Source organism: Streptomyces sp. NPDC058678 (assembly GCF_042714835.1).
GTDB lineage: Bacteria > Actinomycetota > Actinomycetes > Streptomycetales > Streptomycetaceae > Streptomyces.
Window position 1 is genome coordinate 91,639 of the sequence record NZ_JBHXSG010000039.1, and the last position, 9,435, is coordinate 101,073.

10 protein-coding genes are annotated in these 9,435 nt (G+C 72.1%); 5 read left to right on the forward strand and 5 right to left on the reverse strand.

Features of this window, described 5'->3' with window-relative positions; all coding sequences use genetic code 11:
- The first annotated feature begins 102 nt into the window (after positions 1-102).
- Positions 103-390, forward strand: coding sequence for a DUF6332 family protein (locus ACFWWR_RS30560; RefSeq protein ID WP_383873346.1), 288 nt, complete (start codon positions 103-105; stop codon positions 388-390).
- Here the strand turns inward: ACFWWR_RS30560 and ACFWWR_RS30565 are convergent.
- The 3 genes from ACFWWR_RS30565 to ACFWWR_RS30575 form a co-directional block, all read right to left on the reverse strand.
- The gene (locus ACFWWR_RS30565; protein ID WP_383873344.1) at positions 351-1,016 is read right to left on the reverse strand and encodes a response regulator; all 666 of its coding nucleotides are present in this window, start codon (positions 1,014-1,016) and stop codon (positions 351-353) included. The two genes, ACFWWR_RS30560 and ACFWWR_RS30565, sit on opposite strands and share 40 nt — an antisense overlap.
- Positions 1,013-2,248, reverse strand: a complete 1,236-nt coding sequence (locus ACFWWR_RS30570) for a sensor histidine kinase (RefSeq protein WP_384306566.1) — start codon at positions 2,246-2,248, stop codon at positions 1,013-1,015. Before ACFWWR_RS30570 ends, ACFWWR_RS30565 begins: the two co-directional genes overlap by 4 nt.
- Before the next feature lie 111 nt (positions 2,249-2,359).
- Positions 2,360-3,061 (reverse strand): TetR/AcrR family transcriptional regulator, encoded by a 702-nt coding sequence (locus ACFWWR_RS30575; protein ID WP_383873338.1) that lies wholly within the window; start codon positions 3,059-3,061, stop codon positions 2,360-2,362.
- Between the two features lie 166 nt (positions 3,062-3,227).
- On the opposite strand from ACFWWR_RS30575, the gene ACFWWR_RS30580 reads away from it, so the two are divergent.
- Complete coding sequence (locus ACFWWR_RS30580; RefSeq protein WP_383873335.1) at positions 3,228-3,677, forward strand: nitroreductase family deazaflavin-dependent oxidoreductase; 450 nt, start codon at positions 3,228-3,230, stop codon at positions 3,675-3,677.
- On the opposite strand, the gene ACFWWR_RS30585 is transcribed toward ACFWWR_RS30580, so the two are convergent.
- Positions 3,667-4,905: a geranylgeranyl reductase family protein gene (locus ACFWWR_RS30585; RefSeq protein ID WP_384306569.1), complete on the reverse strand. Its 1,239-nt coding sequence runs from the start codon at positions 4,903-4,905 to the stop codon at positions 3,667-3,669. The two genes, ACFWWR_RS30580 and ACFWWR_RS30585, sit on opposite strands and share 11 nt — an antisense overlap.
- A 134-nt stretch (positions 4,906-5,039) precedes the next feature.
- On the opposite strand from ACFWWR_RS30585, the gene ACFWWR_RS30590 reads away from it, so the two are divergent.
- From ACFWWR_RS30590 to ACFWWR_RS30600, 3 genes are all read left to right on the forward strand, one after another.
- Positions 5,040-6,395, forward strand: coding sequence for a dipeptidase (locus ACFWWR_RS30590; RefSeq protein ID WP_384306572.1), 1,356 nt, complete (start codon positions 5,040-5,042; stop codon positions 6,393-6,395).
- Positions 6,396-6,462: 67 nt separating this feature from the next.
- Positions 6,463-7,155, forward strand: a complete 693-nt coding sequence (locus ACFWWR_RS30595; RefSeq protein ID WP_384306574.1) for an MBL fold metallo-hydrolase — start codon at positions 6,463-6,465, stop codon at positions 7,153-7,155.
- Between the two features lie 22 nt (positions 7,156-7,177).
- Positions 7,178-8,233, forward strand: a complete 1,056-nt coding sequence (locus tag ACFWWR_RS30600) for a protein kinase family protein (protein WP_383873326.1) — start codon at positions 7,178-7,180, stop codon at positions 8,231-8,233.
- Here the strand turns inward: ACFWWR_RS30600 and ACFWWR_RS30605 are convergent.
- Positions 8,223-9,263 (reverse strand): NUDIX domain-containing protein, encoded by a 1,041-nt coding sequence (locus ACFWWR_RS30605; RefSeq protein WP_383873323.1) that lies wholly within the window; start codon positions 9,261-9,263, stop codon positions 8,223-8,225. The two genes, ACFWWR_RS30600 and ACFWWR_RS30605, sit on opposite strands and share 11 nt — an antisense overlap.
- Positions 9,264-9,435: the final 172 nt, after the last annotated feature.

Below are 9,435 nucleotides of genomic sequence, written 5' to 3' on the forward strand. Positions count from 1 at the left end.
GGGGGGCGGGGCGGGGGGGCGGTTTTGGTGGGTCGTTGCGGTGGCGGTGGGCGGGGGGGGTTTGCGCCCCCCCCCCCCCCCCACGCCTGTGAGACTTCCGGGATGGAGCGTTACGGGGGACGGCGCGGTCAGACGGAGCGGGACGCGATCACCGTCGAGATCGGCTACGCGCTGTTCAGCGCGGTGTTCGCGGCGGCAGTCGTCTTCGGGGCGATCGCGGGTCCGGCGTTGCTGTTCGAACTGCCCTCCGCCATGGAGCTCTTGCTGCTCCGCACCGCGATGGTGCTCGCGCCCGTCCTCTTCCTCACCCGGGTCATCAGCGTGCTGGTCCGTTTCGGACGGGGGCGGCCTCAGCCCAGCCAGCCCGGCCGCACCAACCCCGACTCGTAGGCCAGTACCACGAGTTGGGCCCGGTCGCGGGCGCCCAGCTTGACCATCGTGCGGCTCACGTGGGTTTTCGCGGTGAGCGGGCTGACGACCAGGCGGCGGGCGATCTCGTCGTTGGACAGGCCGATGCCGACCAGGGCCATCACCTCCCGTTCCCGCTCGGTGAGCCGGACGAGGGCGTCGGCGGCCGCCGGTTCCTTGGAGCGGGCGGCGAACTCGGCGATCAGGCGGCGGGTCACACCCGGCGAGAGCAGTGCGTCGCCCCCGACCACGGACCGAACGGCACGCAGGAGTTCCTCGGGTTCGGTGTCCTTGACCAGGAAGCCGGAGGCGCCCGAGCGGATCGCCTCGAAGACGTACTCGTCGAGTTCGAAGGTGGTGAGCATGACCACCTTGACCTGGCTCAGCGCAGCGTCCTCGGTGATGCGCCGGGTGGCGGCGAGCCCGTCCAGCAGCGGCATGCGGATGTCCATCAGAACGACGTCGGGGCGCAGTTCGCGCACCCGGCGCAGCGCTTCCTCGCCGTCGGCGGCCTCCCCGGACACCTCGATGTCCGCCTGTGCGTCGAGCAACGCCCGGAAACCGGCCCGCACCAGTGACTGGTCGTCGGCGAGCAGTACGCGGATCACCGGTCGTCCTCCTTGTGCTTCGCCTTCGCCGGCAGCACGGCCAGCACCCGGAACCCTCCGTCGGCCCGCGGGCCCGCCTCGATCGTGCCACCCAGCGCGGCGGCCCGCTCCCGCATTCCGGCCAGACCGTTGCCGCTGCCGCCCGCGTCGGCGCCGGTCGCGGGGCCGTCGTCGTCGATGCGCAGCCGCAGGGCGCCGCCGTCGTGATCGAGCCGCACGCGCGCGTGCCGTGAACCGGAGTGCCGTACGACGTTGGTGAGGGCCTCCTGGACGATCCGGAACGCGGCGAGGTCCGTGCCGGGGGCCAGCCGGGGCGGCTCCCCTTCGACGTCGACGGTGAGACCCGCGCCCGCAGCCTGTTCCACCAGTTCGGGCAGCCGGTCGAGGCCGGGCGCCGGTGCGCGCGGCGCGTCCCCCGGGGTGCGCAGCGTGTCGAGCACGTGGCGGACCTCGCCGAGCGCCTCCTTGCTCGCCGCCTTGATGGTGGTGAGCGCCGTGCGCGCCTGCTCCGGGTCGGTGTCGAGGAGCGCGAGGCCGACACCCGCCTGCACGTTGATGACCGAGATGCTGTGCGCGAGGACGTCGTGCAGCTCACGGGCGATCCGCAGCCGCTCCTCGTCCGCGCGCCGCCGCGCCGCCTGCGCGCGCTCGGCCCGCTCGCGGGCCCACTGCTCGCGCCGGGTGCGGGCGAGCTCCGACACCGCGAGGATCGTCACCATCCAGGTGGTGACCACGATCTCCTGCCCCCACGGGGCGGCCGAGTCACCGGAGGGCGGCAGCCACCGGTACAGCCAGTGCGCGACCAGCACATGCCCGGCCCAGAGCATCCCCAGTGCCGCCCAGGCGGACCGGCGGTGCCCCGCGACGATGGCGTTGAAGCAGGCCAGCGCGACCGTCAGGAAGACCGGCCCGTACGGGTAGCCCGCGCCCAGGTAGAGCATGGCGGCCGTGGCCGTGCCGAACACGACGAGCACCGGATGCCGCCACCGCCACACCAGCAGGCCCGACCCCAGGACCAGCAGTACGCGCGCGAAGGGGTCGAGGGGCGCTCGCTCGCCGACCTGCTGGACGGCCGCGTAGTTCGAGCCGACGAGCACGAACACGGTGATCAACGCGGTGGACCGCCACGGCCACCGGGGACGCCGCTCCTCCTCGTCGCCGCGGTTGAGCCAGGGCGGCCCGTGCCGCCACCGGTGCGGCGGGCCGCCCCCGCGTACGCGCTCCACGTCCATGACCGCAACGCTAGACGCCGGGACCGTCGGCGGCGTCAGCCGAGCGCGGTGATCACGGGTACTCCCCGTGAAGTACGTCGGCCGCCCGCGCGCGCCGCGCCCCCTAGGGCCCTAGTGCGGCTCCACCAGCCCCACCCCGTGGGCGAGTCGGGTCACCGCGTGCCGGAAGAACGGCTCGCGGTCCTCCACCACCCGCCTGAACTGCCCGAACAGCTCGAACCCGATCAGCCCGTACAGCTGGGCCCAGGCCGCGACGAGTGCTGTGACCGTCTCGGGCGGGAGGTCCGGGGCGAGGTCGGCGGTCATCCGGTCGGCCTCGGGCCGCAGCTCCGGGGGCAGCGGAGCGGGCTCGGCCAGGCCGGGGCCCTGGTGGGCGTCGCGCAGGATGTCGATGAGGACGAGTCCGACGCGGGAGGCGGCCGGGACGGTGGTCTCCGGCGCGGTGTAGCCGGGCACCGGCGATCCGTAGACCAGCGCGTACTCGTTGGGGTGCTCGAGGGCCCACGTGCGCACGGCCTCGCACACCGCCGACCAGCGGCTGACGGGTCCGGCGTCGGCGGCAGCGGCGTGCGCCCGCTCGGCGCTCTCGCCGGCGGAGTCGTAGGCGTCGATGATGAGCGCGGTGAGCAGGTCGTCGCGGCTGGGGAAGTAGCGGTACAGGGCGGAGGAGACCATGCCGAGTTCGCGGGCCACGGCACGCAGCGAGAGCTTGACGGCGCCTTCGGCCGCGAGCTGTCTGCGCGCCTCGTCCTTGATGGCCGCGGTGACCTCGATGCGGGCTCGGGCTCGGGCGCCGTGTGCGGTGCTGCTCATGCAGCGAGTGTCCCATGAAGCGAGAGCAGTGCACACAAACAAGAGCGACGAACAAAAAAGAGAGCAGTGCTCTTGCCAGGAGCACCGACTCACGGCAGACTCCTCATCAAGCGAGAGCAGTGCTCACAAAAGAGAGCGACGCTCTTCCGGTTTCTCGGGAGTCCTCATGACCACGCACATCCAGAAGCCGGGCTGGTTCACCGTCAACGTGCTCAACCGTGCCGTGGCGTGGATGACCCGCCGGGGCATCAGCGTCTGGGGCTCCCGGGTCCTGGCGGTCCGCGGCCGCAAGAGCGGCGAGTGGCGGACCACCCCCGTGAACCTGCTGACCGTGGACGGACAGCAGTACCTGGTCGCCCCGCGCGGTCACGTCCAGTGGACGCACAACATGCGCGCGGCCGGCGGCGGCGAACTGCACCTCGGCAAGAACGTGGCCGTGTTCACCGCGACCGAGGTCACCGACGACGACAAGGTCCCGCTGTTGCGCGCCTACCTCAAGCGCTGGAAGGCCGAGGTCGGTGTCTTCTTCAACGGCGTCGGTCCCGACTCGCCCGACGCCGACCTGCGCCGGATCGCCCCCGACCACCCCGTCTTCCGCATCACGGTCACGGGCTGACGTCACCGGTGGGGCCGGACTGGCGCCGGTCCAGCGCGGTCAGGGCACGCTGGGCCATCGGACGGGTGCGGACGATCTCCCCCAGCGACGTCGCGCCGCGGGTGATGTCCATGAACGCCTTCCAGACCGGGCGAATACCGGTCAGCCCCGCGTGGAACAGGCCGGGACGCCGCTCGAACGCGATCAGCAGCCGCTTCCCGACGCTCATCTCGACGCCGAGCCCGGCCTTGATCGCGAACGCGTAGTTCAGGGCCTGGCGGCGGGTGTCCACCGCGTCGTGCGCCTCCGCGATCCGGACCGCCCACTCCCCCGCCAGCCGACCGGAGCGCAACGCGAACGAGATGCCCTCGCGGGTCCACGGCTCCAGGAGCCCCGCCGCGTCCCCGCACACCAGAACCCGCCCACGCGACAGCGGGGAGTCGTCGGCGCGGCAGCGGGTCAGGTGGCCGGAGGAGATGCTCGGCTCGAAACCGGCGAGACCGAGCCGGCCGATGAAGTCCTCCAGGTACCTCTTGGTCGCGGCGCCTTCTCCGCGCGCGGAGATCACTCCGACCGTCAGCGTGTCGCCCTTGGGGAAGACCCAGCCGTAGCTGCCGGGCATCGGCCCCCAGTCGATGAGCACCCGCCCCTTCCAGTCCTCGGCGACCGTCTCCGGCACCGGGATCTCCGCCTCCAGGCCGAGGTCCACCTGGTCGAGCTTCACCCCGACATGTGCTCCTATGCGGCTGGCACTGCCGTCGGCCCCCACGACCGCCCGCGCGAGCACCATCTCGCCGCCCTGCAGGACCACCGCGACCGTGCGCCGGTCGGGCACGGACGAGCCGTGCTGCTCGACCCGCTGGACCGTGACGCCCGTCCGCAGCTCCGCGCCCGCCTTCTGCGCGTGCTCGACCAGCTGCTGGTCGAACTCGGGCCGGTTGATCAGCCCGAACAGCATCTGCCTGGAGCGACGGGTGCGGGCGAAGCGGCCGTTGTGCGAGAACGTGACCGCGTGCACCCGGTCCCTGAACGGCAGTTCGAAGCCGGGTGGCAGGGCGTCGCGCGAGGGGCCGATGATGCCGCCGCCGCACGTCTTGTAGCGCGGCAGCTCCGCCTTCTCCAGCAACAGCACGCGCCGTCCCGCGACCGCCGCCGCGTAGGCGGCCGAGGCCCCCGCGGGTCCCGCGCCCACCACGACGACGTCCCACACCCGCTGCACGTCGTCCGCCGAAGAGTTCTCGCTGCTCACGTTGGTCTACTGCTCCCGATCAAGCCGCTGCCGCACCTGTCCCCCCGCATCCTACGGCGGACGTCCTCTCAGGCCACTGTGGGAGGATCTACGGCACTCATCGGTACAACGTCGCACCCACAAGGAGCGTGCCCATGTCGTCGAATCCGCTTGCCGAGACCGTCGCCTCGCTGATGCCGAGGGCGAAGGCGGAGCTCACCGAGCTGGTGGCCTTCAGGTCGGTGGCGGACTTCGACCAGTTCCCGAAGAGCGAGAGCGAGGGCGCCGCGCGGTGGGTCGCCGACGCGCTGACCGCCGAGGGCTTCCAGGACGTGGCCCTGCTCGACACCCCCGACGGCACCCAGTCGGTGTACGGCTACCTGCCCGGCCCGGCGGGTGCCAAGACGGTTCTGCTGTACGCCCACTACGACGTGCAGCCGCCGCTGGACGAGGCCGCCTGGACCACCCCGCCCTTCGAGCTGACCGAGCGCGACGGCCGCTGGTACGGGCGCGGGGCCGCGGACTGCAAGGGCGGCGTACTCATGCATCTGCTGGCGTTGCGCGCGCTCAAGGCGAACGGCGGCGTCCCGGTGCATGTGAAGGTCATCGCCGAGGGTTCGGAGGAGATGGGCACGGGCGGCCTGGAGCGGTACGCCGAGGCGCACCCGCAGCTCCTGGAGGCCGACACCATCGTCATCGGCGACGCGGGCAACTTCCGGGTCGGCCTGCCGACGGTCACCTCCACCCTGCGCGGCATGACTCTGGTGCGCGTCCAGATCGACACGCTCGAAGGCAACCTGCACTCGGGCCAGTTCGGCGGCGCCGCCCCCGACGCGCTGGGCGCCCTGATACGCGTACTGGACTCGCTGCGCGCGGAGGACGGCTCGACCGTGGTCGACGGGCTCACGCCACAGAAGTCCTGGGACGGGTTGCAGTACGACGAGGAGCAGTTCCGCCGGGACGCCAAGGTGCTGGACGGCGTGCGGCTGATCGGCTCCGGCACGGTCGCCGACCGCATCTGGGCCCGCCCTGCCGTCACGGTGCTCGGCATCGACTGCCCGCCGGTCGTCGGCGCCACCCCGTCGGTGCAGGCGAGCGCCCGCGCCCTGGTCAGCCTGCGGGTGCCGCCGGGCGTGGACGCGGCCGAGGCGACCAAGCTGCTCGAGGCCCACCTGACGGCGCACACCCCGTGGGGCGCCCGGGTGCGCACGGAGCAGATCGGCCAGGGCCAGGCGTTCAGCGCGAACACGAGCAGTCCGGCGTACGCGGCGATGACCGAGGCGATGGCGGTCGCCTACCCGGGCCAGGAGATGCAGTACGCCGGCCAGGGTGGCTCCATCCCGCTGTGCAACACCCTCGCCTCCCTCTATCCGCACGCGGAGATCCTGCTCATCGGCCTGAGCGAGCCGGAGGCCCAGATCCACGCGGTGAACGAGAGCGTGTCCCCGCAGGAGCTCGAGCGCCTCTCGGTGGCGGAGGCCCTGTTCCTGCGCAACTACGCGGCAGGCTGAGCGCCCGCGCTCTGCTGTCGGCAGAGGGCCCTCGTCATGGGACGGGGGCCCTTCCTACGGTCGTCCCATGGACTTAATCGAACTCCTCCCGCGCCTGCGCCTCCTGCGCTTCCCGGTCGGTCAGGCCTATGTCTGGCGCGACGGCGACGAGTTGACGCTGATCGACGCCGGGCCACCGGGCTCCGGAGCGTCGATCGCCGAACTCGCAGAAACCCTGGGACGCGTACGGCGGATCGTGCTCACCCACTTCCACGAGGACCATGTGGGCGGCGCCGCCGAACTGGCGGCGGCGACCGGCGCCGAGGTGCTGGCCCACCGCCTGGACGCACCCGTCGTACGGGGGGAGGTCCCCGGCCCGCCACCGGTGTTCGAGGACTGGGAGCGCCCCCTGCACGCGGAGGCGGTACGGCACCTGCCGCAGGGGGAGTACACGCGTCCGCCGCAGGTCACCGAGCTGTCCGACGGTGACGTCCTGGACTTCGGCGGCGGAGCGGACGTCGTGCACATCCCCGGCCACACGCACGGCAGCATCGCACTGCGTCTCCCACGCCACGGCGTGCTCTTCACCGGGGACGCCGTGGCCGCGTCCCCGGTCGACGGGAGCGTGATGCTCGGCGTGTTCAACCTGGACCGCGCCCAGGCCGTGGACTCGTTCCGGCGGCTGGCGGCGCTGGAGGCGGATCTGGCCTGTTTCGGCCACGGTGATCCGGTGATCGGCCAGGCGTCGACGGCACTTCGGAGATCGGCGGACACCTACTGACCGGGACGCTGATGCTGGGATCATGCCCCGCAACGGACGCCTCGCCCGCCACAGCGACATCTCCACGACCCTCGATCTGCTCAGCGACCGGGAACTCGCCCGACTCCTGGCGTCCGGCACGGCGAACGGCTCGGGGATCGGCGGCCGTTCGACCCTGATCCAGGTGGACGGCGTTCCCGTTTTCGTGAAGCGGGTGCGGCTCACCGATGCCGAACGGCTGCCGGAGAACATCCGCTCCACCGCGAACCTCTTCGGCCTGCCGACCTACTTCCACTACGGCATCGGCAGCGTCCCCAGCCCCGGATTCGGCGCGTGGCGCGAACTCGCCCTGCACACGATGACGACGAACTGGGTGCTGTCGGAGCGGTTCACGGGCTTCCCGCTGCTGCACCACTGGCGGGTCCTGCCGGACGAGCGACGACCCCTCCCCGAGGAACTCGCGGACGTCGAACGGGCCGTCGCCTACTGGGGCGGCAGCCCGCAGGTACGGGAGCGCATCGAGGGACGGCGGACGGCGACCGCGGACCTGGCGCTGTTCCTGGAGTACCTGCCCACCACCCTTCACGACTGGCTCCACACCAAGATGGAGACCGGCGACCCGGAGGCGGCCTGCCTGCTGGTCGAGCGGGGACTGGAGGAGGCCGTCTCCTTCCTCCACGAACACGGACTCCTGCACTTCGACGCCCACTTCAAGAACATCCTCACCGACGGCCGGCGGCTCTACCTCACCGACCACGGCCTCGCCCTGTCCTCCCGTTTCCGCCTGGCACCGCGGGAGCGCGCCTTCTTCGACGCACACCGGCACTACGACCGCGCCTACACCCGCATGTACCTGGTGATCTGGCTCGTCACCGAGCTGTACGGGTACCGCGGGGAGGAACGCGAGGCGTTCGTCCGCGCCTGCGCCGAGGGCGAGCGGCCGCGCGGCATCCCGGAGACCGCCGCCGCGCTCATCACCCGGCACGCCGGGCAGGCCCTGGTCATGACCGAGTTCAGCCGGCGGTTCCAGGAGGAGAGCAGGCTGACGCCCTGTCCCCCGCCGTACGGTGGGATGACCGGCCGGCAGGTCACGGCGTAGGAATCCCCGCCTCCAGGTACATCGCCGCGCCGCGTTCCCGCGCCCGCAGGGCCCACCGCAGCCGCTCGTAGCGGACGGGCGGCAGCAGGTCGGCGGCCTCCTCCTCGCTGGCGAAGCACCAGCCGCGCAGCTCGGGGCCGGGCAGCATGAGGCGCGCGGCGTCGGCGGAGTCGAGCCGGCCGCCGTCGAAGAGGAGACGCAGACCGCCGTAGCCGGGGGGTGCGGGCGGCTCCCAGTCGACGACGAGAAGGCGGGGTACGTCGTCCAGGTGGATCCCGGTCTCCTCGGCGACCTCGCGCACGCCGGCGCGGGCGGGCGCCTCGCCGGGTTCGACGACGCCGCCGGGAAACTCCCAGCCGGCCTTGTAGGTGGGGTCCACGAGCAGCACGCGGTCCTGCTCGTCGAAGAGCAGGACGCCCGCCGCGAGGGTCTCGGCGGTCGGTTCGGGCGTCTGCACGATGTCGCACACCGGCACACTGCCGGCGCTGACGGCCTCCGCGATCCGGGCGGCGGTCTCGTGGGGCGTGAGGGCACTGCTGTCGATCGGGTGGGCGTCTGCGGTGAGCCAGGAGGCCAGGGCGGTCCGGTACGGCTCGATGTGGTCGGACGCCCACCGCCGTTGCCGTGTCTCGCCGTCGGGCAGGTCCGGCGGGATCTCCCGCCCGGCTATTCGCTCACGCAGGATCGTTTCCGCCGGAGCGAGAAGAACATGCCGCACAGTGACCCGGCGCGCGGCCAGGCCACCGAAGATCTCGTCCCGGTAGTCCTGGCGGAGCAAAGTCATCGGGACCACCAGGGTCCCGCCCAGTTCGGCGAGCATCGCGGCCGCCGTGTCGATCACGAGTCGCCGCCAGATCGGCAGGTCCTGGAAGTCGCCGACCTCGGCGAGGCGTTTGGGCGGCAGCAGGTGCCAGAGTGCTCCGCCTATGACCTCGGGGTCGAAGAGCGTGCTGTTCGGGATCAGTTCGATCAGTTCCCGTGCGGTGGTGGTCTTCCCCGCACCGAACGCGCCGTTGACCCAGACGATCACGTTTCCCCCTCTGCTACCGGCCCCCTGAGGCTTGCCCGCTCCACCCTGCCACGGAAACCAGCCGCAGTTGAGGGCGCACGAGCGGGCGCCGGCGGCCCCCTAATGCGGGGGGGCCCGCCGCCCCGGTACAACGGTAAGGGCAAGTAAGCCCGTAATGACCACGGTGGCCAAC